This is a genomic window from Blautia sp. MSK.20.85 (assembly GCF_013317245.1).
Taxonomy (GTDB): Bacteria; Bacillota; Clostridia; order Lachnospirales; family Lachnospiraceae; genus Blautia_A.
Map to the genome: position 1 here is coordinate 69,102 of NZ_JAAIUN010000002.1, position 24,784 is coordinate 93,885.

The following is a 24,784-nucleotide window of genomic DNA, read 5'->3' on the forward strand; positions in this document are numbered from 1 at the left end:
CCCCTGGTCAGTTTTTACATTCATTTATATACATATCGGTTAATGTTCTGTCAGTTATCTTTCATAATCTTATCAATCGTATTGATCAAAGCTTCCGCACTGACAGGTTTTGCCAGATATCCATTCATACCGGCTTCGTAAGATTTTTCTCTGTCTTCCTCAAACGCATTTGCCGTCATTGCAACAATCGGTACAGACGCTGTTTCTCTGTTTTTTAATGAACGAATCTGTTTTGCAGCTTCATAGCCATTCATAACAGGCATCTGGATGTCCATCAGAATCAGATCGTATTGTCCCGGAACCGCCTGTTCCATTTTTTTGACCGCGACCACACCATCACCGGCTGTCTCAACCATAAATCCTGCATCTTCCAGGATTGTCTGCGCAATCTCCTGATTCAGTTCATTGTCTTCTACCAGAAGAATTCTTTTTCCATTGTAAATCCATTCCCTTTTTTCCGGTTCTTTTGTTTTCGGAACAGGATTCGTAAGCAATTCCCGCAGCTGCGACATAAACAGTGGCTTTTCGCAGAAGGCAGTTACACCTGCTTCTTTTGCTTCCTCTTCTATATCTGACCAGTCATATGCAGTCAGTATGATGATCGGGCTGCTGTCCCCGATAACCCGTCGGATACGTCTTACCGTTTCAATTCCGTTCATATCCGGCATCAGCCAGTCAATGATATATGCGTAAAATTCATCACCCATTTCCATGGAATGCTTCGCCCGGATCACCGCTTCCTTTCCGGAAACCGTCCATTCTGACCGCATACCTATTTCTGTCAGCATGCCGGAAATGCTGAGACAGGTATCTGTATCATCGTCTGCAACCAGAACTTTAAGGCCCTGAAGCTGTTCAATCTTTTCGTAGCTTTTTGCTTCGCCACATAATTTAAAGGTCAGATTTACAGTAAATTCACTGCCCTGTCCTTCTTCACTTTTTACTGTGATGGTACCTCCCATCATATCTACAATATTCTTGGTGATCGCCATTCCAAGGCCGGTTCCCTGGATTCCGCTTACCGTTGAGGTTTCTTCTCTGGTAAAGGATTCAAATATATGTTCCTGAAACTCCGGCTTCATGCCAATTCCGGTATCCCGGATAATAAACTGATAGCTTCCATATCCTGTGGGTGCAGATTTCAGCTGCCGGATTCTTAAACTGATTGTTCCACCTGTCCTGTTAAATTTGATTCCATTACTCAGAATGTTCAACAGGATCTGCGTCAGCCTCAGTTTGTCCGCAATAATATCTTCATTTTTTACATCTACGGTATCAATCAGAAAATCCAACTGCTTGGAAGTAATATTGGGCTGTACAATCGTTCGTATGTCGTGGAGCAGTTCCGGAAGGTTCAGCGGATTCTCATTGATCTTCACTTTTCCGCTCTCTATTCTGCTCATGTCGAGAATGTCATTGATCAGTGAAAGCAGATGTTCACTGGAAGTGGAGATTTTGGATAAATATTCTTTTACTTTCTCCCTATTATCTACATGAGAAGCCGCCAGAGATGTAAATCCTATAATGGCATTCATAGGGGTCCGGATATCATGGGACATATTATTCAAAAATGTGGTTTTTGCCGAGTTTGCACTTTCCGCATGCATCAGGGCAGTCTCCAGTTCATGATGGCTTTCTTTCAGTTTCTGGTTCAGTTCATAAGACTGTCTGGCTGCTCTTTTGGCTTTTGCCTCTGCAATCCTGGCTTTCTGCAGGATACCAAGTATGATCAGCAATACAGCCAGAAATACACAGATAAACAAAGTTGCCACTGCCAGCAGATTCTCCTTTATGAAATCCAGCAGAGTAACCTTCTGGGAAGCATTATCGTAGGCAGACAGTGCACCTGTAAGTTTGGATGTAGGCATAGACTTCAAAGTCTTATTCAGGATCGACAGAAGAACGGAATTTCCCCGGCTGACTGCAAAGGATATATTGTCCGGCTGTGTCAGAAAAACACTGTAAAGCTTTTTGTCATTGACATACTCTGTCGCCCGGCCTGAACTGGAAAGAAAACAGTCTGCCTTTTTATCCTGTACGGCTTTTCTTGCATCCTCAAAGGAATCATACTCCATAATTTTCCATGTCGGATAATTATAGGAAATAAACCATTTTAAATTCAGATCACTTTTCGGTATAGCAACGCTGTTTTCTTCATTTTCATCAAAGGATCTTTTACCGGTCACTGCTGCCAGACTGGAAACAAGGACCGTATTGGACAGGGCCATGTCATTTTGTTCTGCAGCATAAGGGTTCTGGCTGGTATGAAAGATCATGTCGATCCTGCCGTCTTTTAATGCCTGGATCAGTTCTTCCTGGGAGTCAAAGCCTTCTATATTAAACTTCAGGCTGCTGTTTCCCAGACAGTCCACTGCATATTTAATATAATCGTTGATCACACCCGTCATTTCACCACTTTCTTTGTCAAAAGTACTGAAACTCTGGTCGTTATTCAGAAATCCCACACCTATCTCACCGTGCTGTTCCAGCCATTCCTTTTCTTCACTGGAAAGGACGGCAACAGACTGTGCAGAAAGATATCTCTGGTAAAGTTCATCGCCGTAAAATAGTTTATCATACTCCATGGAACGCATGGCTGCATCCAGTTCTTCTTTCAGATCCGGACGGTCTTTGCTGATGCCATAATAAATATCAGAGCCACCGATCGTCACAACCGCTGACATTCCGGCTTCAACCCAGGCAGGAGTCTCTGTAGATATCACTCCGTCAATCTCCCGATTCCCGGCCATTTTTTTCGCCCGTTCAAAGCTGTCCACATCCAAATGCTGTGTCTTTATATTCTGCTTTTCTTCCCATTCGCGAAACTGAGTTCCCTGTACGCTCTCTTCCATTACCGCGATCCTTTTGCCATTCAGGGTAGAAAGATCTGACGGAGAAATATCCGTATTTGTAAGATCTGCATACAGATAATATTTTTCTTTTCCCATGGGGAGATCTGAGAACAGCATCGTCTCAGCACGTTCATCGGTATAGGAAAGTGCAGCCATCAGGTCGATCTCGCCATTTTGGAGCTTTTCCACAAGCTCTCCCCAGTCGCCTTTTATATATTCGTAATTCCAGCCTGTATAGGCGGCAACTGCCTGTTCGTATTCATAACCATATCCGCTTCGTTCACCATTTTCACCGGTAATATGATAGGAATCCGGATACCAACCTACCCTGACTGTTTTCGATTCTGTATCTGTCTTCGTTTCCGAAGCAGCCACAGGAACCGGAAGTACTGTAAAGATCATCAGCAGACATAATGCCAGCCCCACATGTCTGCATAAAGTTCTCCTGCTCTTATTCATACTTTTTCCTCGATAATATCGTATTTTTTGTCAAACTCTCCCGCTGTTTCGTTTCCCCGGACGGGTTCTGCGGTTTTCCAGGAGACAGACGACTTCGACTGTGTTTCCTTTGGGCATACGAATTCTTGTCCCTTTACAATCTCCATAATACACCGGAAACGCAAGATCAATATGTTCAATGCGCGAACCCTGACCTGTCCCATTATTAACAGTTTCATTCTTCAATTCAATCTTCTCAATAAATGTATTCATAAATTCTTTCTTTTCCATATCTGTCATTTTATCATACAGTATATCAAAATCCAGAAGAAATTCATACAATTTTTTACCCGTAATTTCTTTCCCGTAAGATGCCCCAATCTTAGCATCAATATCTTTCATCGCCTCCTCAAACTCTGCCACCTTATCATACAGGTTATCCAGCCTGTCCTGCATATCCTGGTATTTTCTCGTATAATGCTTATCCCCAGTATCCAGACGATCCAGCATCTGTATCAGTTTCAGTTTCGACCCTTGTACCTGTTTCAGCTGTTTCTGCAGCTGCTCCCTCTCAGTTTCCAAAGCAGAAACATCCACCTTCTCTTCCAGTTTCTCCTGCACAAACTTTCGGAACTCATCCCCCGCAACCATATACCGGATAAATTCCTCTACTTCTGCATTAAACATTTTCTGGTTCAGCATCGGCTTGTAGTCACAAATCTTTCCATCAACTTTTTTTCTGTGATGGCATCTGTAATAAAATGTATCTTTGTATTCCCCAGTTTTCTTATTCTGCCGTCGCTGAACAGTTCCACTCATTCCACCGCCGCAAAGAGGACATCTGATTAATCCAGTTAAAATATGTTCATGCTCCAGACTATGAGTTTTAACAAATCTAACCCCCGTCCTCTTCCTTTTCTCTCTCGCCGCCTCCCACGTCTCTTCATCCACAATCGCCTCATGCAGTCCATCTGCCAGCAGGTAATCATCAGTCTTCACACGCCGGTATTCATCCCTCGTTCCCTTCACCTTCTCCGTAACATTCTTTCCGTAAGCAATCTTCCCTGTATAAACTGGATTATCCAGAATCTTCATGATCAGCCCTCTGGCAAAATAATTCAGTTCATGCCCTCGTACCTTTTTCTTCGTATAACCTCTCTGGTTCAGATAATTACAGATAGCATCTGCCCCCATATCCGTATGCACAAACTTGTCATAAATAATCCGCACAATCTCCGCTTCTTCCTCATTCACCACCAGAGTGCTGTTCCTGGAATCCAGATCATATCCGAAAGGAGCCTGCCCGCCATTCCATTTCCCCTCTCTGGCCTTCTGCTTTCTTCCTTCCATTGTCTGGACCAGAATATTCTCCCTTTCAATCTCATCCACTGCCGACAGCACCGTAATGGTCAGCTTGCCGGAATCCTTAGAAGAATCAATCCCGTCTTCCACACAGATCAGATTCACTCCATAATCCTGGATAAACTGCAGGGAGTTTAAAACATCTGCTGCATTCCTTCCAAAACGTGACAGCTTAAACACCAGAATAAATGCCACTCCGTCACGTTCCTCGGACACATCCTGCAGCATCCTCTGAAACTCCGGTCTGCCTGTAATACTCTTTCCGGACTTTCCTGCATCACAGTATTCCCTGACCACTTCCATTTCTTTATAGTCCGCATACTTCCGAAGCCGCTCTGTCTGTGCTTCCAGACTATATCCCTCTGTCTGAGCCGCCGTAGAAACACGGGTATATATGTAACATTTCTTTCTCAAATCTTCACCTCATTTCGGTTGCCCATCGTCATACGGTTGCCGTACATAAAATATATCGGAATCACCAGTCTGCGCCAACTCGCAGAACGACCAAAAAAACTGCCCCAAAATCCACCTTCTCCTATGCGGTTTCCATAGCGCAAAAAGACCGGCAGCCCCAAAAGACCACCGGCACACTCGATCACTTCCCCTGCAGCTGTGCATTTCTCTCCTCAATCTCCCCCAGAACCACATCCCCGTACTTCTGGATCATTCTTGCCAGAAACTCTGCACACTTTTCCATGTTTAGCCTGGCCTGTTTCTCCGTCAGTCTGCCGGTGTCGATCAGTTCAATTTTTTCCATAACCAGAAACCACCTCCTACTGTTCCAAGGAGTCCTGATTCCTGATTTTTTGACTTTCCGGACAAAAAAATAAACCTGCTGCCATCCACAGATTTCTCTGCAAACAGCAACAGGTTTCCCCTGATGCATTTATTTACTTTATCATCCGTTCAATACCATCGGTCATACGGATTCCCACGCACCTTCTTTGTCTCTGGTGCCTTCTCAATACTCTTTTCAGCTTCTTCCCTCGTTGCAAACAGCCTGTGAGCCTTCACCTGTATTCCGCCACCCGTATCTGTAAAACGGACCAGGAACATCCCGCCTGAACACCTGCGGATCTCCACCTCTCTCACATACCTGTTTGATTCCACAATATATGCAGTATCCCCGACTTTCATAAGATCACACTCCCACACTCAGAACATCCTTCATCCTCATCAGAACCGGAAGCACCTGCCCGTCAGCAAATCTCCGGTCAAAAGAACCATTGGAAAAATGATCCTCTCTCAGCAGCATTGTCAGTAATGCTGTACAAAGCTCATAATCTGCACCCGAAATTCGTTTCAGTTCCTCATTACAGTCAATCGGCTCCGTAATCATGTAATCCCCATAATTTGTTTTCAAATCTCCCATTGTCTTTAACAGATCTGCATACAGATTCTCTTGTGGATTCTTTAATTCCAATATTTCCTGAATTTCTCGTAGTTTCTCTGACTTTGTCAATGCTATACACCACCTTGATAAACACTCGAATATATGTTCTTTATATTTTAACATATACCCAATAATTATTCTAGCGCAAAATATATTCATGTAATATCCACAACAGCAAGGTTTCGTTGCGACTACGAAATTGATACAATTTAACGGTGCACACCCTTGTGAACACCCCTGTTCGCCTTTCGTTAAATAATTAAAATAGGCTACTCTTTTGCATATTTCTGATCAGCCTGTTTCTTCCATAAAAAAAGAGACATTGACATAATTTGATCAATATCTCTTCTGCTGCTTTGCTGAGACATATTCTTCCGACTGGATATACTCTCTCAGGGAAGCATCAAATTCATCCTTGACGGAATCCAGTCCATAATAAAACCGCTACCACACCGAAACAAAGGATATGTCTCTATTTTTGGTAAAACCATAGATGTAGGTTAATCATGTTTTTTTAATCAGCGTTTTGATACTCACTGTCTTCCCCAAATAGCTACCGAATTTGACCTCACGATCAATTCTTCGACAGGCAGACCAATCGGGCAAATGTTATGGCAAGCTAATGATTTCCCGCATCCCTCAAAATAATTTTCCTTATATTGAGTTGAAACCTCATTCCGATGGCTTATTTCCTGTTCTTCATTCAGAATCCGAAATGCGTTGACTGCAGCAACAGCGCCTGCGAAAGTCCCATTTGCAGAGAAGTTAGGACACACTTCAAGGCAGCAGCCACACATCAGACAGCGTGCCGACTGGTATCTCGGTTCATGTGTCCACGGATTCATATAAGCTTCACTTTCAAGCCAAAGGTTCAGTTTTTTCAAATTTTCAAACAGAATTGACCGGTCAACGATCAAATCTCTTACAAGCGGAAATTTGCTTAAAGGTTCCAAGGTGATTGTAGAACCTTTTAACGTATGTAGAAATGTAGAGCATGCCAGCCTCGGACGTTCGTTAATCAGCATGGCGCAAGCCCCACATTTTCGCACCATACAGCTACATTCCCAGCTGATGGGAGTAACTATATTCCCTGAATTATCTTTCAAAGGGGTTCTACTGTTCAATTCCTTTAGAACATTGGCAACAGAGCTGTTTTTGCTTCCGTCAAACTCAAATTCCTGCCAATAACTGTCTGATTTCTGACTCTCCTGCCGCCTGATTCTTATTTTATATACCAAGTGAATCACCGCCTTTCTGGAACAGGTACAAAGGAAATCTGTATCTGCTTTCCATCAAATCTGGCTACCGTTGTTTTAAGGTAATCATCGTCATTGCTCTTCGGATAATCCTCCCGCCAGTGTGCACCACGGCTTTCTTTTCTTGCAAGAGCACTCTTTAGAACTGCCATGCCAAGCAATGGAAGATTTCCTGTCAGCGCTTGTACCGTTTGAATCCCATTTAACAACGTATTCTCATTTCTGACAACGCCCATAGTATCCTGCATCACTTTGTTTAATTGCTTTATTTCTGAAATTTGAGACGTTGGTGGAAAATCTATCTGTGTCGCACAAGATAGATCTACTACATCTGCCTGTTCACATGCTGATTTTGCCGCAACACGTCCTCCGTATAACGCTCCTAACAGAGAATTTCCACCAAGACGGTTGGCACCATGATATTGGGCACAGCATTCCCCGGCAGCGTAAAGATTCTGAATCGGCGTTCTGTGCTGCTCATCCACCAGAATGCCTCCCATAAAATAGTGAATTCCCGGTAAAACAGACACCGGTTCCTTTCGTATATCTTTATGCAGATAGGTCATACAATCGTCTGCCAGACCAGATAGCTTATTTGAAATAATCTCCTCCGATATTTCCGTCATGTCAAGAAATACCTCTGATTCATGGCTGACCTTCCATATCTCTCTGGCGGTAATATCTCGTGGCATCAGATTTCCAAGCTCCGGGTATTTTTCCTCCATGAAATACCATTGTTTTCCATCTTGCATGGCAAACAACCTGCCACCTTCCCCTCTGGCCGCTTCGCTGATGAGCATGCGTTTTCCACCACATTTCACAGTTGTCGGATGGTACTGGATCATCTCGCCATTTGCCAGAGGAACACCAAGCCGGAACAATTCTGCGGTGACTTCTCCTGTATTGCTCAGCGAACCCGTTGTATTTCCAAACAATCCGTGCATACCACCGGTGGCAACAATAACCGCATCCCCCGGTAATTCCACAATTTCCTGACTGTATTCATCCCTGATTACGCAGCCACAACAAATATTGCCACACAGACGAAGTGTTAGGAAAGAATGATGGCTGAACCGTTCTACCATACCAGATGCTTCTTTCCTGCGAACAGCGTCTATCATAGCTGTCATGATCTGCTTCCCGGTATCGCTCTGTGCAAAAGCAGTCCGTTTCTTTTTCTGCCCGCCAAAATTCCGCAGATCCACATCATCATAGCCACTCATGTTAAATTTAACTCCAAGTTTTAGCAGCCAGTGCACCAGCTCCGGTGCTGCCTGTGTCATTCCCCAAACTGCATTTGGATCTGCCAGACCACATGCTGCCTTTATTGTATCCGTAAAATGTTCTTCGGGACTGTCGTTTTCATCTTTTGTATTCAAAGCTGCGTTGATTCCGCCCTCCGCCATAACAGACTGTGCCCGCTCTGACGGAAGGGAGGAAACCAGTTTTACATTGCATCCATTTTCCGCTGCCTGCAAAGCCGCTGAAAGTCCTGCCAGTCCAGCACCTATAATAATAATTGTCTTACTCATAGATATTGCCACCCAATATAATATAAAATAACCGCTCCCGCTATAAAAAGAAGAAGCACCGAAAGGATCAAATAAATATCACTCCTTCGTTCTTTATAACTGATGATTCCCAGTGATACGAGCAATGGGCGGATATTGATAAAAATATGAACAAAGATTGCCGCTACGAACAAAAGCTGAGTTACCATCTTTACCGTTGTAAAAGGGAACAAAATATATGTCCCATTCTGCACCTTTCCAAACAAGCCAATATGGAATAACAGCAGAATCAGTATTGCCATCCCACTGGCTCGTCTCGCCCAAAATATGGCGTTCTGTTTCAGATACATTTTTCCTGATTGCTTCGCTGTCTGTAAACTCTGAACTGTCAGGATGACACCAATCACCGTATGCACAACAAGAATACCAACACCAATCCATGCAAGAAGTTTCCCTGCACTACTTCCAACTCCGTTCAGCATAAAGCTGCCCATGATTCCATGAATCATAAAAATGAGAAGCATTAAAACAGACAAAATCGTATTCCATTTTCTCATAAATTCCCGCTCACCTCATTTCTTCGCTGTCCATGATCATATAGTCCATCTGTGTTAGCGTTGTAACGTCAATAAAATCATCCGATGCCAGGAATACATCATACTTTCCACTTACCACTCTTGATAGCATCATTGTGTTACTGTACTCTTTCAGATCTACGAAAAAGCCGGCCTGTTTCAACCTGTCACAGAGTTTCTTAGCATAACTGACAAGCGGATAATCCGTCTCAGATACATATAACCGAAAACTAATGTCCGTTTTCATGAGATCTGTTTCATTTGTTTCCGAATCGTCCAGTGCCAATTCTTTTAATTTATTCCGGGTGTTCTCGTTGTCGAGACCATCTGACATCATATTAATACCGAGAACATAAGAGCCTTCCAACTGTGCGGAGGCTTGAGCCGCCTTTTTTGACTTCGGTGTTGCTCCTGTGACTGCATCAATCATAGAAGGCGGTGAATGCAAAAGTGCACCGAAACCTGCAAGAAAAACAATTGTAACTGCTAACAGAATCAATTTCCGTTTCACATTGCCACCTCGTTTCTTATTTTTTCAAAATCCTCATTGCGTTCAAGACGGCAATTATGGTAACGCCTACATCACCAAATACAGCTTCCCACATTCCAGCTATACCCAGAGCACCAAGGATCAGGAACACACTCTTAATTCCAAGGGCAATCACTATATTCTGCATGACAATTTGCTTTGTCGCTTTTGCCACATCAATCGCATCCACCAGCTTAGATGGTTCATCTGTCATCAGAACCACATCCGCAGCTTCAATGGCCGCATCTGAACCAAGACCACCCATTGCGATACCAACATCCGCACGAGCAAGGACAGGAGCGTCATTGATACCATCACCAACAAAAGCTAATTTGCTTCCCTGTCTCTTTTTACTGTCTAAAAGCTCAACCTTTTCCACTTTTTGATCAGGAAACAGTTGTGCATAATATTCATCCAACTGCAATTCTTCCGCAACAGCCTTTCCGATTTTTTCATCATCACCAGTAAGCATGACTGTTTTTTCCACACCGATATGTTTCAAATCAGAAATTGCTTTTTTGCTGTCCGGCTTTACTTCATCTGTTATCAAAATGCATCCGGCATATTGACCATCTACTGCTACATAAACCTTTGTACCAACTTTTTCACAGGCTGTGTACTCCACATGCTCTGAATCCATAAGTTTCGTATTGCCAGCATAAACTTTCTTCTTTCCTGCCATGGCACTGATTCCATATCCGGAAATTTCCTTGTAATCAGAGATAACTGATTGGTCAATTTCTTTTCCATAAGCAGAGAGAATGGATTTTGCAATAGGATGGTTAGAAAAGCTCTCTGCCTGGACCGCATACTCCAGAACCTGTTCTTTTGAAAATCCATTTGCAGGCAGAATATCAGTCACATTGAAAACACCCTTTGTAAGTGTTCCAGTTTTATCGAACACAATAATGCTGACATTATTAAGCGCCTCTAAATAATTACTTCCTTTTACAAGAACACCTCGTTTAGATGCCGCACCAATACCTCCGAAGAAAGTCAGCGGGATTGAAATGACCAATGCACATGGGCAAGATACCACAAGGAAAACAAATCCTCTGCGAATCCACTCTGTCCAACCTCCACCAAGAAGGATCGGTGGCAGAATTGCCAGAATAGCTGCTAAGATTACAACAACAGGAGTGTAATAACGTGCAAATGTAGTAATGAAATTTTCTGTTGGTGCTTTTCTACTGGACGCATTCTCCACAAGATCAATAATCTTTGAAGCAGTAGATTCACCAAATGCTTTCGTTGTCTTAATCGTTAAAACACCCGTCTGATTCATACAACCGGAAAGTGCTTCGTCTCCTTTATGAACGCTTCTCGGAACCGATTCTCCAGTTAAAGCCCTCGTATCCAGCATAGAATCTCCATCCAATACCACACCGTCTAATGGGATTTTTTCACCAGGCTTTACAATAATAATCTCGCCAATGGCAACACTTTCAGGAGATATGGTAATCAATTCTCCGTTCCTTCTGACTGTAGCACAATCCGGACGTATATCCATTAAATCTGATATAGATTTTCTGGAACGCTCAACAGCCAATGACTGGAAAAATTCACCAACTTGATAGAACAGCATAACAGCAACTGCTTCCGGATATTCACCAATGACAAAAGCACCAATCGTAGAAACGCTCATCAGGAAATGTTCATCAAATACACGTCCCTTTGAAATATTCCTCACAGCTTGCCATACAACATCCCCGCCAAGAATAATATAGGAGACAATGAGAAAAACTAACTCGACAGGCAGTGGCACTTTCGCAAAAACAGTCAATGCCATACCAATGGCATAGATTGCTGCACCAGTCGCTAAACGAACTGTCAACTTCTTATCCTCATTGTTATAGGATTCATTGGCCTCCTGCTTTTTTTCCGGTATATAAGATTCCTGTACAATTTCAGAAACTTCCACATCTGGCTCATGGCTATGAACAATCGTTTCAATCTGACTGGCTATCGTATCTGCGGCTGTCTGAGCAACATTGATTGTAAGCGTCTGCTTCATCAGATTTACCACTGAGGATTGCACTCCATCCAACTCTCCGACTTCTTTTTCAATTTTTGCGGAACAATTCGGACAGTCCAACCCTTTTAACGAATAACTCTTTGTAACATTCATAACGGTTTCTTCCTGAACTTCCACACCCGGCTCATGGCTGTGGACAATCGTTTCAATCTGACTGGCTATTGTATTTGCGGCAGCTGGAGCAACATTGATTGTCAGCGTCTGCTTCATCAAATTTACAACTGAGGATTGTACTCCATCCAATTCTCCGACTTCTTTTTCAATTTTTGCGGAGCAGTTCGGACAGTCCAACCCTTTTAATAAAAATATTCGTTTCATAATGACCTCCTTGTAATTTGTTTAGTTGCTCAATTGCTCAACTATAATGCTAAAAATATTATTTCTGCCATAGATGCTCAAATCCCTTATCAATAATCTCTTTCACATGATCATCTGCCAGAGAGTAGTAAACTATCTGCGCTTCTCTACGGAATTTTACCAAATTCGCAAGACGCAATGCCTTTAACTGGTGTGAGATTGCGGATTTCGTTACCCCCAGTAGCACAGCAAGATCACATACACACATCTCACTCTGTTCCAGAGCGTGTAAGATTTGTACTCTGGTACCATCTCCAAATAGCTTAAATAAAGATGCCAACTGGATATAATCATCTTTGGGTTGCATCTTGGATTTCACATCATTCACAATATCCTCATGAATCACATCACAATTACAAATATAAGACGGTTTAGACATACACTTACCTCGTATAATCGAAGTTGAATAGTTGTTCAACTATGATTATATTCATTTTTTGTTCTATGTCAATAAGATTAGTAAATATCTTCTTGGATTTTTGTTTTTAACTGCTTAATACTTTTGTACCGCATCAAAGAATGTGTAGATGAGTTTGAATATAAATTCAAGGACTCCGAAACAGGAAAAATTAAAAAGTTCAAGATAACAGAAAAAAGGATTGTTACTTTTAATCCCAAACTAGCCAAGAAGCAGATATATGAGATTAACTTCTCTTTTTTCTTTTCGTAAAGATTCCTCAAAGTATCTTCCTTTTTCTGATATCTATAAATGAGCAAAGTTCGTGATTTTGCAGAAAAAAAAGATACCTCGATTCCGGATGTTATATTGAAAGCGACCAAAAGCTCCGTTTTTCGAATCAACGAAAAACTCCACAATGGCAAACAGGGCTTTGCCCTAACAAAAAAAGGCTTCACACCACGACCACCGCCGCAATGCAAAGCCTCATCACTCACTATTATATTCTTGTCACAAAATCCAGCGAGATCCACCCATTCCGCTCTTTCTCATACGCTTTCAGCAGCCCCCACTTTGATGCTCCGACACCGTCAGCCTCAGCAACAATAGTAAAACAGCCAACACCCGTATATTTTCCAACCTTCTCCTGATCCGTTCCCGGCTTCTTCCGGATATTCAGATCCGAAATCTCCACACGAACCAGATACGGACGAAACACCTCTTCCTGCTTCTTATCCACGGAACTGTACACTGCCTTTCCATTCTCATCAAACACCGAAAACCCCGGATGCTCGTCTGCACTTTTCTTTGCGTTTTCCAGCACCTTAAATGCCCCCACCTGGCTCTCCGCATCCTGCCAGTTCTTCCTCACACGGTACCAGATCTCCTTTTCCGTCTTCCCGCCATCAAACCGTGTCAGCCCATACTTCTCAATAATAACGCAAATCTCCTGCACATATAAACTATCCGTTGCATAGCCGCCATCCTTAATAATCTGGACAGCTTTCCGGTAATCCTTCTCCCCAGCCAGTCCTGCATATCTCTTTTTCTTCCCATTCATCGCTCCCAGAAGATAAGCCGAATGATCCGCAATCGACTGCTCCACGCAGGCATACTTCCGGAAATCCGCAGTCACTGTGTAAAGCTTTCCGGTTCCATCATCCTCCTGCGTCTTCTTCCGGTACTTACTGGTTCCATCCCAGGCACTTCCGCCCCAGCTATTCCCAGACAGCATACATTTCATTCCAAAGCAGTTATTTGCCTTCTGCGCCAGTTCCGTCCTGCCATAACCCGATTCCAGAATAAACTGCGCCGCAGACACCGAAGCCAGAATCCCACTGGTTTTCATATCCTCTGCACTCAGCACTCCAATCCGCTCCGCTGCCTTCTCATCGGAAATCCCCAGAAACACAGAAGCCTGCGTCCCTTCAGCTTTCCCAGACATAGCAGCCTTCACAGCTTTCCTGAATCCATCCATCGTATAAGGCAGTCCCAGACCTTTCCACAGATGCTCCGGATCTCCATGATTTGTAGCAATTCCCCTTGCGTGTCCCTCTCTATGGGAAATTACCACACCATCTGCCAGCGGATCCAGACCAAACTTCTTACAAAGCATGGCAAACAATTCCACCGCTGCTTCATACGTCCGCACTGCCGATGCCCTTGCCTTCGCCAGATCGGAGCAGGTAAAACCAGATCCGCTTGTGTACCGGATGCAGGCAGGCTCACACATCTCCACACCAATATACGTATTATTTCCACTTCCCTTACTACCGGAGCCACAGTGCCATCCCCTGTGGTTCCATGGCAATGCCTGATACACCGTTCCATCATTTCCATCAATAAAACCATGCACACATGCACTTACAAAAGAAGCGCAATTCCAAGAATCAAGAAAGACCTGTGCCCTCGGCTGCGGACATCCAACCGAGTGAAGCATCAGGCCTTTTACCGTAATCTTTCTCCCTGCAGTATAGCAGGGGTTCTTTGTCAGAAAACTTTCAACCAATCTCATTCCCCATCACTTCCTTCCCCTCTGTCATGCAGCTGTTCCAGCACATCCTTCATCTTCTGCGGGATCGGCAGTCCCAGATGCCCTGCATTCTCCAGCAAACTCACACCCTCATTGGAAATATAGAAAAAAATCACTGCTGTCCTCAGCACAGATCCATTCCCGATCACAGCCACATCCAGAATGTTTGCCATTCCCACCAGCAGAAAAATCAGCACCTTCCTGCAAATCCCCCGGAATCCCACCTCACTGGAAAGCGTATGATCCGCAAAAGCACACATCACCCCGGTCAGGTAATCGATCACCACAAAAGCGATCAGGGCATACAGAAGCCCGTCACAGCCTCCCATAAACCAGCCCAGCCATCCGCCTACAGCCATAAAAACCATCTGAATAAAGTTCCAAAATTCCTTCATGCCAGAATCCTCCTCCCATGAAAAAAGCAGCCTCCATTTCTGAGAACTGCCATAAATAAGTTTTCTATCTCCATGCCCTGCGGCAGAAAGACCTACATTGTTTCCTCCGTCAGCGTATACGTGATCTTCATCGTTTTGTCCGTATTCTTCACCACTGCTGACGAAAGATTATTAATACTTGCCAGATAAGGCGTCAGAAGGTAAGCACACCTGTGCTCCTTCCCGTAACTGCCGCCCAACATAAACACAAAGTTCTTATACTGGAACAAAGGCGTTGCCATGGCTTCAAACCTTGCACTCCCCTGTGTTTTGATCACCCTGTCATCCGCCGTGATCTGGAAATCCCCTGCCACGATCATGTCACCGAGAAGCGTCATATACACCTCACAGGAACCAGCCTCCCCAAGGGATTTCAGTTTGGAAGTAAATCCCAGCGGGATCAGCGTCACATCCGCTGAATTTGCAACATTGATCTTATAAACTCCCTTCTTATCATAAGAAGGCACATACAGATACCCCTTCCTCACACAGCATTTTACATTCCGCTCCGGATAGGAACCGTCCTTTGCCCTTGTGCCCACTTCCGACAGCTTCGCCTTGGACAGTGTCCAGCTTCCCTCCGTAAAGGAATAATCCTTTTTGGAGATCCGGATCCACACCATCTTCGCATCTCCGGAAGAATTTGGCTCATTGGAAAATCCATACCAGTATCCGTCATGTCCGTCCATAAATTCCCCGTACTTCGTGTAATCCCCCAGGAACGTAAAGCTTTCCGTTGTCAGTGTCTGCTCTTCCAGTACGGTATAAGTGGTATCATCCAGCTTCTCATTCAGCCCGATGTTAAACACCGGGATCCTGATCTTCGTAATGGTCACACTGGAAATCCCAAAGGTAATGGAATACAGCAGGTTCTTTTCAAAATCCAGCTCCACTGCCTCAAACAGTGTCATCTGCTTCGCCTTCGGGATATCCCCGATATCCACCTTTTTCAGAAGCAGGAACGTGCTGGCATCCCCTGCCGCACTGCCAAAAGCATTCTGCCCGCCCAGGGCACTGGTCAGTGCCACCGCTGCAATATTTCCATTCCCCTGGCCGGGAGTAAACTCCCACACAAACTTATATCCATTGTCCAGCTTCTTGCTCTCCGTCTGGTTCAGGCTTCCCCTCGCCACATTGGAACCGGAATTAACATTGTTGGAAGCATAAGCCACCGGCAGGTTCTTCCCCTGCTCGTAAATATGATCCGCCTTTTCTTCCAGCACTGCCGGAAACAGCAGGATCCCGCCGATCATGTTCGGGCAGATGGGAAGCAGCGTCCCGTTCCACAAAACAGAATTGTCATACTCCCCGCTGGCTTTCAGATAAATCCCCATGGGATTCAGCCCCAGAATATTGTTCACTGCCTCCGTGATCATGTTCGTCTCCTGAACTGTCTCCACCGCACCCGTATTCGTATCGGTCAGTTCAATGACCATTTCACCTTTCAACTTCATCACACACCCTCCATTTCTACCGGCCTGCAGAAACCGCTGATTCCCGCTCTCTCAGCAAAATACACTTCAAATCCTCTGTTCACCGTCTCCTTCATCTGCATGGACAGCGATTCCCGGAAACCATTCACATCCAGTCCTCCACCAATGGCAAATCTCGTGGTATAATCTTCCACCTCAAGCTTTCCGTCCCAGGCTTCCCCTGCCGCCATTGCCTGTCCGCTGACAGAGGCAATGCAGTCTCCCTCATCAACGGTCCCGCTGCCATTCTCCATCCAGAGATACACATTGAACGTATTCGTATAATTGGCAACAATCTTCTCAATGGGATAATACAGCGACAAAATATGTTTCCCGGAATGCCAGGTCTCCACCGGACAGTGCTCCACAATCTCCTCATTGTTAAATTCAAAGACCACATGGCAGACCGCCTGTCCGTCCTCCTGCCACTTCACCGGCAAGCTCACATCCACAGAAACCTCCGAACCACTCCCGGATCCAAATCCGGATCCAGAATCTGATCCACCAGAGACATTATCCGTACTTCCTGTATTCTCATTCCCGGAAGCATTTCCAACCACATTCTCTGTCACATCATTTTCAGAACTTCCTGCATCCGATACCTCCCCGGTTCCATCAGAACCACCCGTGCCATTTCCAGTTCCACTGCCGCTTCCGCCCGGAAACGGAATCACCACAGTCCCGGAAGCCTCCGCAGACCGTTCCACCGGATCCGCAGCCACATCCACAACAACCTGTGCAAAAAACTGCATATGGTTTTCCTCAGAAGAAGCAAACTGGATACTGACCAGCTTCACCCTGGTCTGCCCGATTTCATGCGCGGAAACATTGGTAAACGTGTGGATCCCAATCTTCCCGGTCTTTGCATTGTCTTCAATCTGGTTCAGCAGCCCCGAAATATTCTTGTCATTCCTTGACTTCGCCTGAGCCAGCCTGGGATTTTTCCCCACACATTTCAGACTCTGCCTTCCCCCGATCTTCTGCCTGATGGAAGTGATGCAGGTAATCTGTCCCTCATCCGCCTGTCCTCCTGCAAACCTCAGCACATCCCCCGGATCCAGCGCAGGGTTCCCGATGGTATCCGAATCAAACGGCACATACCGGATCACTGACAGATCTGCCAGGATATTCCTGCACAGCATCTCCCTGGTCTCCTTTAACCCAAACTGCAGAAGTGGGTTCACACCCAGGTTCATAGTCAGCCCATTATCCGGATCCAGAGCATAATACTCTGCAATCTGCGTCTGCTTATTGGTGGAACTCACTGCCGTGTACCTGGTAATAAAATCCGAAAAGCTGGAAGAAAACCGGTGTCTCTGCTCCACCTTCATCACAGGATCCTTTCCGTACTTTCTCAGTTCCAGCTTCCCCTCCCTGTTAATAATAAAGAAACCTCCCAGAACCTGTGCCACATAAAACAGCACGTCCCGGCAGGTCTCAATATCATTTTCAGTATAAACAGAAAGCGTCACCAGCGCATCCTCCAGCGTATACCTGTCAATATCACTCAGAAGAGTGATCCCCATCTCCGCCGCATACACCGTCCCCAGCTCAATCTCCGTACTCCCGCAGCACTGCCTGGAAATATACCCGGAACCCTTCACAATCTCCTTCGCCCCGAACTCATACGTCATTCCGCCCTTGGTAACGATCGTACCCGTCCAGAAATATTTTCTTGTATTACTCCTGACTGCCCTCAGAAAAGCATCCGACACAGAATACATCCCGCCACCTCCATTTCCCCCACGAAAAAAGCACCAGCCAACTAGGTGACTGATGCTGTGTTATGTTATTGTTTATCACTACAACCTGGAAGTTGTAGGTTTCTTTGCTATTATATCTTTAAAATTCGTTTTGCTTTCGCATTAACAAATTGGATAATCGGGCCTGAAATGATAACTGTAATGATTGTGCATATGCCAAACTTCCCGCCAAGCAAAACACCTATTATCACAACCAGAATATCTAATGCTATTCGAACAATTTTAATTTGCCAGTTGTTCTTTTCTGCCAAGGCAAAAGTAACTGCTTCATAAGAGCCACGACCAAGCGAGGCAGACGCATATAGTCCGGTCCCGACAGCAAACAAAATAACACCCAGCAACATGATAAAGAAGTTGAACCATCGATATGTACTGTAGACATGGCAGGTGGCAAATACATCCACACAGGTGCTGTATACAATTTGATATAGCACCGTCCCAATATGGATTTGACTTTTATCGTAAATTAATGCAAACAAAATCATCCCCACTGCTACAACAAAAGATGCCATACCGATGCTCAAGTGAAACGTTTCAGCGATACCCTGCCATAGCACTGCGAGCGTGGCGCCACCAAATCCTGCATACAGTGCAAGTGTAATGCCATAGGCTGCAACAATGGAACCTATCACAATAATTATCAATTTCTTTAATAAGTCCCGCAATAGCAAGGATTCCCTTTTGTGCTTATCAAACATCATAATTCCTCTATTCTACAAATTCAAATTGTTACACTTAAAAAAGCGGAATTTCACCATCATAGTTTTCTGCTTTTTCCAATAGCGGTCCTTTAGCTCCCATCGTAAACGCGATGTCGCTACTGCGGATAGAGAGCAGCTCCATTCCGGGTCTCACCTTCAAAAAATCCATCATTTTCTTCGTAAGAAGAATTTGCCCCTCCTGTGAAATCTCTACCCAGCAGTAGAAACGCCCCTTGTATTTGATAAATTCGCCAGAACCTGCTGAGTAGTCAAGCAACGGTGGAGTATCGTCCAAAATGTGACCAAGTTTTGACGGATGCAAAAGGCCTTTCCGGGTGACGCAGAAGCCACCGGTAATCTTACTTCCGGTAAAAAGATATACTTTTCCTTCATCTGCAATGTGATATTCTTCCATTGCCTGCGGTGGAATCCGCAATGTTCCATCCGTCCGAATGAGTGATTTCCCGAAAATAAATTTTCCTCCCTTATTCATTTGTGGCATAAAAACACCTCCTGAAATTCCGATTTTACTTTGTAACTATGACTTTTCCTTCTGAATCCAGAAGAGGTGTAATAGCCGCTCCATATCCAGATTTCCAACAAAGATAGTTAACCCCAGTCTCCTTATCTACAAGGATTTGGCGAACTCCTTCATCCTTAAGCTGACTTCCGTCTCTAAATATAACTTCAAATCTTTCTTCTTTCTTTGCCATGTTTATTCCTCTTTTCTCAAGCGTTAAATTCCTATTGATTCTCCCATTATAACATCTCACTACATCTCCTTCAACGTAAAGCTCACCGTCCACAATCCCTTATAACTGGTATCCTTTTTCAGCTTCGCTTTATACCCAGTCACATACATCTCAGACAGTTTCAGCTCCGATGTCTCCACATCAAAATACTGCACGCTGATCTTATCCAGTTTCGCATACCCTGCCAGCTTCTTAAGCCACTTCGCCGTAACAGAAAACGACACCGGGATCTGCGCAACGCCATGCCGCACCACATCCCTCTGCGTCGTCCCTGCCTCCGTCTCACCACCGGAATCCGCTTCCACATCCTCCAGCTCCACCTCATAGGAATCTCCGGATTATGTATATACCACATATGTCTGGTATTCCGGGACATGATGGTCACATCCCGGTCATCCATATAAATTATTTCAAAATATCCCGGATCCAGACATTCAAGATCTTCCCTGCTAAACACCTGGTGCCTCCTTTCCAAAATACCCTTCCAGTGCTTTCTCCATGATTTCCTGCACCGCTCCGGCATCCATCTGCCCAAAATACCTCTCATACAATTCCACCGGCAGCTTCACAGACACACTCTGCGGCTTCTTCTGTTCTTTTCCTGCCAGGACACTTTCAACCGCCTCTTTCGTAATCTCCTTTCCCATCTTCCGCAGTTCCACTGCCTGCTTCGGTTTCAGTTTCTTTCCTTCTGCTTCTGCCACCTGCTGGATCATCTTCTGCATCTTCACATTCAGATAAGACAGATCCACAGCGGCTACCATTGCCAGCGTCCCCTTATCAACGGCATCCTTAAACTCCGGAATCAGCCGGTCCAGCCGCATGTATCTGGCAATATTCCTTCCAGTCATTCCATATTCCTCACCAAGTCCATCACGGCTTTTCTGTGACTTGTGGACATCATGTCCACAGGTTCTCTGTCTGGACTTGTGGACATCGTGTCCACAGGTTTCTTCCAGAGCCTCAATCTCCTGCCGGATATCATTTCGTTTCCCCTGACTGCTTATCTTCTCATAACGTGCCACCAGCACTGCCGCCTTCTCCGATGGAAGCAGTTCCGCAAAAGATCTCTGCAACAGGTTTGTCTCAATCACATATACATAGGCATCCTCATCAGACAGATCCGTCTTCACTATCGCCGGCACTTCCGTCAATCCTGCTATCTTCGCCGCGTTGGTTCTGTTATGCCCTGCAAGCATCTCATAGCCCCTTGCAGCCTTCCTCACGATCACCGGATTCAGCACACCATGATCCTTGATGCTCTGTACCATATCTTCCAGGCGTTCTCCCTCATACAGCCGGAATGGATGATCATGAAACGGATGGATTTCCTCAACAGGAATAGAAACGATCCCGTTCACAGGCACTGGCATATCCTTCACCGGATCCTCAGCAAGAAGATCCAGTGCGTCCTGAAATACTTTTCTTTTTGGTGCATTAGCTTTCATCCCCATCCACCTCCTCTGCCAGATTCCGGTATGCTTTACAAGCCTTATTCTCCGGTGCATACTCCAGAAGCGGCTCACTGTAATAAATTGATTCTCCCACCTTTACTGTATTCGGTATGATGCTCTTGAAAATCCGGATCTGTCCATCAAAAGTATCCGTCAGCTGTTCTGTGATTACCTTACAGAGATTTGTTCTGGCATCACACATAGTCAGCAGGATCCCTGCAATCTGCAGGCGGTCATTCAGTCTGCTTCTGACTTTCTTCACTGTCCGGATAAAATCCTGCAATCCCATCATTGCCAGAAGCTGCGGATTGACGGCAATAATCACCTCATCAGCCGCCGTCAGTGCGTTAATTGTCAATGTTCCGAGCGATGGACAGGTATCTACAATAATATAGTCATACAGCCCTCTCAGCGGCTCCAGAATGCCGGTCAGCATCTTCTCTGAACCCATATCCATCCGCAGCTTACTGTCCACTGCTGAAAGCATCATGGATGATGAAATAAAGTCCACGCTATTTCTGCTCTGAATAAACTCTGACAGATCCGGCATTTCCTCATCTTCCAGCCGATTCATCATCAGATGTCCAATCGTCACCGGCACAGCCGCAGGATCTTCAATTCCGAAGCAGGTTGTCAGATTTGCCTGGCTGTCAAAATCAACAGCCAGAACCCTTTTTCCCATCTCAGCCAGTGAATAAGCCAGGTTCCAGGAGCTGGCAGTCTTGCCAACTCCCCCTTTAAATGATCCGCACATGATAATTCTTGCCACACTTTCTCCCCCTCTCATGCTTTCTTTCCATAACAGCCAGCACTCTGCTCTGCCACATATTTTGCAGTAATTTCTTCTTTTTCATTCTGGTATCTGATTTTCAGTTTCTTAATCTCCTCATCCATAAATGCTGTTTTTGCTTCCTGCTCCTGTGCTTTATTCACATCCGGCGTGATAATCAGCTGACCATTTTCACATTTCACCTGCACATAATCCCCAAGATGAAATCCCAGTTCTTCCAGCCACTTTCCTTTTAATGTAATTACCGGAACCGTCTCATATTTATAACCGCTCTGTCCACAAACCTTCATATTTCTTACATTTTTCTTTGCCATAGAATTGACTCCTTTCAGATTTGACTAATAGATTTTCAGATAAAAAGAAAAAGCCGCTGACACGTTATTTTCTAACGCATCAACAGCTTCTGTCTTGCTTTGTTTCAGTGTATTATTCGGTTTTGTAAAGGTTTATTTGCTTTCAGCATTTTCCCTGATACGGTAATAATCATCCATATCAATGCCTATTTTTACCTTGGCATCTGGTTTTCGTTTGCCCAAAAGGCACACAGTCTCCACCGAATCGGTGACCGGGAACATATCAACCGGCTGCATCTTCTTCACCAGATAATCTCTCTTTGTAAGATATGCAAGGTCTCTGGCCAAAGTCTCCGGATTACAGGATACATAAACGATCTTCTCCGGGGAAAGGCTCAAAAGAGAATGCAGGAATTTACGGTCACTTCCTGCACGCGGAGGATCCATAAGAACTACATCCACTTTTTCCCCTTCTGCAGCCATTCCTTCCATAAACCAGCCGGCATCCCCCGGAACAAAACGGACATTACGAATCTTGTTCTCTCTGGCATTCATTCTGGCATCACGGATGGCATCACGGTTCAGCTCCACACCAATGACGTCTCTGGCATTTCTGGAAGCAATGATCCCAATGGTACCTGTTCCGCAGTAAGCATCGATCACACGCTCTTTCCCTGTCATTGCCGCAAACTCCATGGCTTTTCCGTAAAGCACTTCTGTCTGCACCGGATTTACCTGATAAAAGGAAGACGGTGAAATACGGAAGGTCAGTCCCATAAGACGGTCTTTGATAAATCCCGGTCCGTAAAGTACAATATTCCGGTCTCCGAGAACCATGCTGGTCTGTCTGTCATTGACATTGAGTACTACAGTTGTGATCTCCGGATGTTCCTTGCGGAGAGCTTTTACAAAATTATTCTTGGACGGAAAGATCGGTGAAACCGTAACCAGAACTACCATGATCTCCCCTGTAGAAAATCCTCTGCGCACAAGCACATGTCTGAGAAGTCCGTAACCTGTGTCCTCATCATAAGTCTTGATCTTAAAAGATTTCAGCATACCACGGATGGTACGGATGATCTCCTGGCTCTTTTTATCTTCGATCATACAGTCGTCTACAGAAACGATCCTGTGGCTCTTTTCCTCATAAATGCCGGAGATCACATTTCCTTTCCGGTCACGGCCAAACGCCGCATGCACTTTATTTCTGTAATAATAAGGATCTTCCATTCCGATGATCGGCTCAACTTTACCGAATTTTTTCAGAAGGCCTTCTGTAATTTTCTGTTTCTTGCGAAGCTGATCCTGATAGGGCACTCCCTGGTAACGGCATCCTCCGCATTTCTTCGCAACTGAACAGACTGTTTCTTTCTGCTCCATTTATATCTCTCCTCTTTCACGGGCACAAAAAAGATGTTCCCAGTTATTTTCACTGAGAACATCTTAGCAGACCTTATGTTTTTTTACAAGAAAATCCTTGATTTATGCCTGATATGGCTCGTTAAATACAAGAATATGTCTCTTCACATTCTCATAAGTCCCCTGAACCATAGCCTCATTGAGATCAAAGAAATTATGTTTGTCTGTGGATGCCATATATTTCTCCACATGAGCAGTCAGGCTGTTAAAGCTTGCTGTGGCAATATTCACCTTGCGGATACCAAGAGAGATCGCTCTCTGGAAATCTTTGTCCGTGATACCACTGCCGCCATGAAGAACCAGCGGAATGTCCACTTTCTCATGGATCTTCTCCAGTACATCAAAAGCAAGAGTCGGTGCTACCGGATAGTTACCGTGTGCATTGCCGATGGCAACTGCAAGAGCATCGATACCTGTCTCTCTTGCATAAACAACTGCATCATCCGGGTCTGTGCAGCGGATACCATGGTCACAGCTTCCATCCTCACTTCCGCCTACAAGACCAAGCTCAGCCTCAACGGTGGCGCCATATTTACGGGCTTTCTCCACAACCGTCTTTACCTTGGCGATATTTTCCTCAAAAGGAAGAGTGGACGCATCCAGCATAACGGATGTAAAACCAAGCTCCAGAGCCTTGTCAACCGTCTCAAAAGTAAGGCCGTGATCCAGATGGACAGCCACATCCACCTTGGCTTCTTTTGCAGCCTGCACCATCATCGGTCCCATCAGATGAAGCGGGGAATTCTTGAGACGAACCTCCGCGATCTGAAGGATGATGGGTGTATTTAATTCTTCTGCGGCGCGGATCGCACCTTTCACCATCTCCATATTACCAACGCTGAAAGCACCACAGCCAATATTCTTCTCCTCGGCACGCTTCAGCAGATCTTTCATTTTCACAAGTGCCATGACTGATCCTCCTGTCCTGTTAATCGTACACTGTTTGCAGAAAAAGCGGTGTCCACGCAC

General features: G+C 44.9%; 24 protein-coding genes. All 24 read right to left on the reverse strand.

The genetic code is table 11. The features are described 5' to 3' along the window. Positions 1 to 50 precede the first annotated feature (50 nt). Positions 51 to 3,311, reverse strand: coding sequence for a response regulator (locus tag G5B12_RS01570; RefSeq protein WP_174087626.1), 3,261 nt, complete (start codon positions 3,309 to 3,311; stop codon positions 51 to 53). A 30-nt stretch (positions 3,312 to 3,341) separates the two neighbouring features. After that, positions 3,342 to 5,066, reverse strand: coding sequence for a recombinase family protein (locus tag G5B12_RS01575; protein ID WP_174087627.1), 1,725 nt, complete (start codon positions 5,064 to 5,066; stop codon positions 3,342 to 3,344). Positions 5,067 to 5,247: 181 nt separating this feature from the next. After that, positions 5,248 to 5,409 carry a hypothetical protein gene (locus tag G5B12_RS01580; protein WP_174087614.1) on the reverse strand — a complete coding sequence of 54 codons (162 nt, stop codon included), beginning with the start codon at positions 5,407 to 5,409 and terminating at the stop codon, positions 5,248 to 5,250. A gap of 149 nt (positions 5,410 to 5,558) precedes the next feature. Then, positions 5,559 to 5,789 carry a hypothetical protein gene (locus G5B12_RS01585; protein ID WP_173733188.1) on the reverse strand — a complete coding sequence of 77 codons (231 nt, stop codon included), beginning with the start codon at positions 5,787 to 5,789 and terminating at the stop codon, positions 5,559 to 5,561. A 4-nt stretch (positions 5,790 to 5,793) separates the two neighbouring features. Next, the gene (locus tag G5B12_RS01590) at positions 5,794 to 6,114 is read right to left on the reverse strand and encodes a DUF6508 domain-containing protein (RefSeq protein ID WP_174087628.1); all 321 of its coding nucleotides are present in this window, start codon (positions 6,112 to 6,114) and stop codon (positions 5,794 to 5,796) included. A gap of 464 nt (positions 6,115 to 6,578) precedes the next feature. Then, positions 6,579 to 7,292, reverse strand: a complete 714-nt coding sequence (locus tag G5B12_RS01595) for a succinate dehydrogenase/fumarate reductase iron-sulfur subunit (protein WP_330384935.1) — start codon at positions 7,290 to 7,292, stop codon at positions 6,579 to 6,581. After that, positions 7,289 to 8,833 (reverse strand): FAD-binding protein, encoded by a 1,545-nt coding sequence (locus G5B12_RS01600; protein WP_174087629.1) that lies wholly within the window; start codon positions 8,831 to 8,833, stop codon positions 7,289 to 7,291. The genes G5B12_RS01595 and G5B12_RS01600 overlap by 4 nt, the downstream gene beginning before the upstream one ends. After that, positions 8,830 to 9,369 carry a hypothetical protein gene (locus G5B12_RS01605; protein ID WP_025579815.1) on the reverse strand — a complete coding sequence of 180 codons (540 nt, stop codon included), beginning with the start codon at positions 9,367 to 9,369 and terminating at the stop codon, positions 8,830 to 8,832. Before G5B12_RS01605 ends, G5B12_RS01600 begins: the two co-directional genes overlap by 4 nt. 10 nt (positions 9,370 to 9,379) lie before the next feature. After that, complete coding sequence (locus G5B12_RS01610; RefSeq protein WP_021650478.1) at positions 9,380 to 9,898, reverse strand: DUF6921 family protein; 519 nt, start codon at positions 9,896 to 9,898, stop codon at positions 9,380 to 9,382. 16 nt (positions 9,899 to 9,914) lie between these two features. After that, complete coding sequence (locus G5B12_RS01615) at positions 9,915 to 12,269, reverse strand: heavy metal translocating P-type ATPase (protein ID WP_174087630.1); 2,355 nt, start codon at positions 12,267 to 12,269, stop codon at positions 9,915 to 9,917. Positions 12,270 to 12,327: 58 nt separating this feature from the next. Beyond that, positions 12,328 to 12,687: an ArsR/SmtB family transcription factor gene (locus tag G5B12_RS01620; protein WP_021650476.1), complete on the reverse strand. Its 360-nt coding sequence runs from the start codon at positions 12,685 to 12,687 to the stop codon at positions 12,328 to 12,330. A gap of 517 nt (positions 12,688 to 13,204) precedes the next feature. Beyond that, positions 13,205 to 14,719 carry a glucosaminidase domain-containing protein gene (locus tag G5B12_RS01625; RefSeq protein WP_174087631.1) on the reverse strand — a complete coding sequence of 505 codons (1,515 nt, stop codon included), beginning with the start codon at positions 14,717 to 14,719 and terminating at the stop codon, positions 13,205 to 13,207. Further along, entirely contained in the window at positions 14,716 to 15,132 is a 417-nt protein-coding gene (locus tag G5B12_RS01630) for a phage holin family protein (RefSeq protein ID WP_118253355.1), read from the reverse strand. Before G5B12_RS01630 ends, G5B12_RS01625 begins: the two co-directional genes overlap by 4 nt. 92 nt (positions 15,133 to 15,224) lie before the next feature. Further along, positions 15,225 to 16,625 (reverse strand): hypothetical protein, encoded by a 1,401-nt coding sequence (locus tag G5B12_RS01635; RefSeq protein ID WP_174087632.1) that lies wholly within the window; start codon positions 16,623 to 16,625, stop codon positions 15,225 to 15,227. Further along, positions 16,625 to 18,367 carry a hypothetical protein gene (locus tag G5B12_RS01640; protein ID WP_174087633.1) on the reverse strand — a complete coding sequence of 581 codons (1,743 nt, stop codon included), beginning with the start codon at positions 18,365 to 18,367 and terminating at the stop codon, positions 16,625 to 16,627. The genes G5B12_RS01635 and G5B12_RS01640 overlap by 1 nt, the downstream gene beginning before the upstream one ends. A 110-nt stretch (positions 18,368 to 18,477) precedes the next feature. Next, positions 18,478 to 19,107, reverse strand: coding sequence for a YczE/YyaS/YitT family protein (locus G5B12_RS01645; RefSeq protein ID WP_174087634.1), 630 nt, complete (start codon positions 19,105 to 19,107; stop codon positions 18,478 to 18,480). Positions 19,108 to 19,141: 34 nt separating this feature from the next. Next, positions 19,142 to 19,609 carry a hypothetical protein gene (locus G5B12_RS01650; RefSeq protein ID WP_174087635.1) on the reverse strand — a complete coding sequence of 156 codons (468 nt, stop codon included), beginning with the start codon at positions 19,607 to 19,609 and terminating at the stop codon, positions 19,142 to 19,144. Positions 19,610 to 19,634: 25 nt separating this feature from the next. Then, on the reverse strand, positions 19,635 to 19,820 hold the full coding sequence (locus tag G5B12_RS01655; protein WP_174087636.1) for a DUF6440 family protein: 186 nt from the start codon (positions 19,818 to 19,820) through the stop codon (positions 19,635 to 19,637). Positions 19,821 to 19,879: 59 nt separating this feature from the next. After that, complete coding sequence (locus G5B12_RS01660) at positions 19,880 to 20,179, reverse strand: hypothetical protein (protein ID WP_291543553.1); 300 nt, start codon at positions 20,177 to 20,179, stop codon at positions 19,880 to 19,882. A gap of 129 nt (positions 20,180 to 20,308) precedes the next feature. Next, positions 20,309 to 21,307 (reverse strand): ParB N-terminal domain-containing protein, encoded by a 999-nt coding sequence (locus tag G5B12_RS01665; protein ID WP_174087637.1) that lies wholly within the window; start codon positions 21,305 to 21,307, stop codon positions 20,309 to 20,311. Further along, positions 21,297 to 22,082, reverse strand: coding sequence for a ParA family protein (locus tag G5B12_RS01670; RefSeq protein WP_174087638.1), 786 nt, complete (start codon positions 22,080 to 22,082; stop codon positions 21,297 to 21,299). The genes G5B12_RS01665 and G5B12_RS01670 overlap by 11 nt, the downstream gene beginning before the upstream one ends. A 14-nt stretch (positions 22,083 to 22,096) precedes the next feature. Beyond that, complete coding sequence (locus G5B12_RS01675; RefSeq protein WP_148446720.1) at positions 22,097 to 22,417, reverse strand: SymE family type I addiction module toxin; 321 nt, start codon at positions 22,415 to 22,417, stop codon at positions 22,097 to 22,099. A gap of 132 nt (positions 22,418 to 22,549) precedes the next feature. After that, positions 22,550 to 23,776 carry a 23S rRNA (uracil(1939)-C(5))-methyltransferase RlmD gene (gene rlmD, locus G5B12_RS01680; RefSeq protein ID WP_243278894.1) on the reverse strand — a complete coding sequence of 409 codons (1,227 nt, stop codon included), beginning with the start codon at positions 23,774 to 23,776 and terminating at the stop codon, positions 22,550 to 22,552. A gap of 102 nt (positions 23,777 to 23,878) precedes the next feature. Beyond that, positions 23,879 to 24,724, reverse strand: coding sequence for a class II fructose-bisphosphate aldolase (locus G5B12_RS01685; RefSeq protein WP_118071573.1), 846 nt, complete (start codon positions 24,722 to 24,724; stop codon positions 23,879 to 23,881). Positions 24,725 to 24,784: the final 60 nt, after the last annotated feature.

Coding starts and splice junctions, on each gene's coding strand:
- G5B12_RS01665 (WP_174087637.1), bottom strand. CDS start 21,307: ATGAAAGCTAATGCACCAAAAAGAAAAGTATTTCAGGACGCACTGGAT.
- G5B12_RS01645 (WP_174087634.1), bottom strand. CDS start 19,107: ATGATGTTTGATAAGCACAAAAGGGAATCCTTGCTATTGCGGGACTTA.
- rlmD (WP_243278894.1), bottom strand. CDS start 23,776: ATGGAGCAGAAAGAAACAGTCTGTTCAGTTGCGAAGAAATGCGGAGGA.
- G5B12_RS01605 (WP_025579815.1), bottom strand. CDS start 9,369: ATGAGAAAATGGAATACGATTTTGTCTGTTTTAATGCTTCTCATTTTT.
- G5B12_RS01625 (WP_174087631.1), bottom strand. CDS start 14,719: ATGAGATTGGTTGAAAGTTTTCTGACAAAGAACCCCTGCTATACTGCA.
- G5B12_RS01640 (WP_174087633.1), bottom strand. CDS start 18,367: ATGTATTCTGTGTCGGATGCTTTTCTGAGGGCAGTCAGGAGTAATACA.
- G5B12_RS01570 (WP_174087626.1), bottom strand. CDS start 3,311: ATGAATAAGAGCAGGAGAACTTTATGCAGACATGTGGGGCTGGCATTA.
- G5B12_RS01630 (WP_118253355.1), bottom strand. CDS start 15,132: ATGAAGGAATTTTGGAACTTTATTCAGATGGTTTTTATGGCTGTAGGC.
- G5B12_RS01650 (WP_174087635.1), bottom strand. CDS start 19,609: ATGCCACAAATGAATAAGGGAGGAAAATTTATTTTCGGGAAATCACTC.
- G5B12_RS01620 (WP_021650476.1), bottom strand. CDS start 12,687: ATGTCTAAACCGTCTTATATTTGTAATTGTGATGTGATTCATGAGGAT.
- G5B12_RS01635 (WP_174087632.1), bottom strand. CDS start 16,625: ATGAAGTTGAAAGGTGAAATGGTCATTGAACTGACCGATACGAATACG.
- G5B12_RS01600 (WP_174087629.1), bottom strand. CDS start 8,833: ATGAGTAAGACAATTATTATTATAGGTGCTGGACTGGCAGGACTTTCA.
- G5B12_RS01685 (WP_118071573.1), bottom strand. CDS start 24,724: ATGGCACTTGTGAAAATGAAAGATCTGCTGAAGCGTGCCGAGGAGAAG.
- G5B12_RS01675 (WP_148446720.1), bottom strand. CDS start 22,417: ATGGCAAAGAAAAATGTAAGAAATATGAAGGTTTGTGGACAGAGCGGT.
- G5B12_RS01615 (WP_174087630.1), bottom strand. CDS start 12,269: ATGAAACGAATATTTTTATTAAAAGGGTTGGACTGTCCGAACTGCTCC.
- G5B12_RS01580 (WP_174087614.1), bottom strand. CDS start 5,409: ATGGAAAAAATTGAACTGATCGACACCGGCAGACTGACGGAGAAACAG.
- G5B12_RS01655 (WP_174087636.1), bottom strand. CDS start 19,820: ATGGCAAAGAAAGAAGAAAGATTTGAAGTTATATTTAGAGACGGAAGT.
- G5B12_RS01585 (WP_173733188.1), bottom strand. CDS start 5,789: ATGAAAGTCGGGGATACTGCATATATTGTGGAATCAAACAGGTATGTG.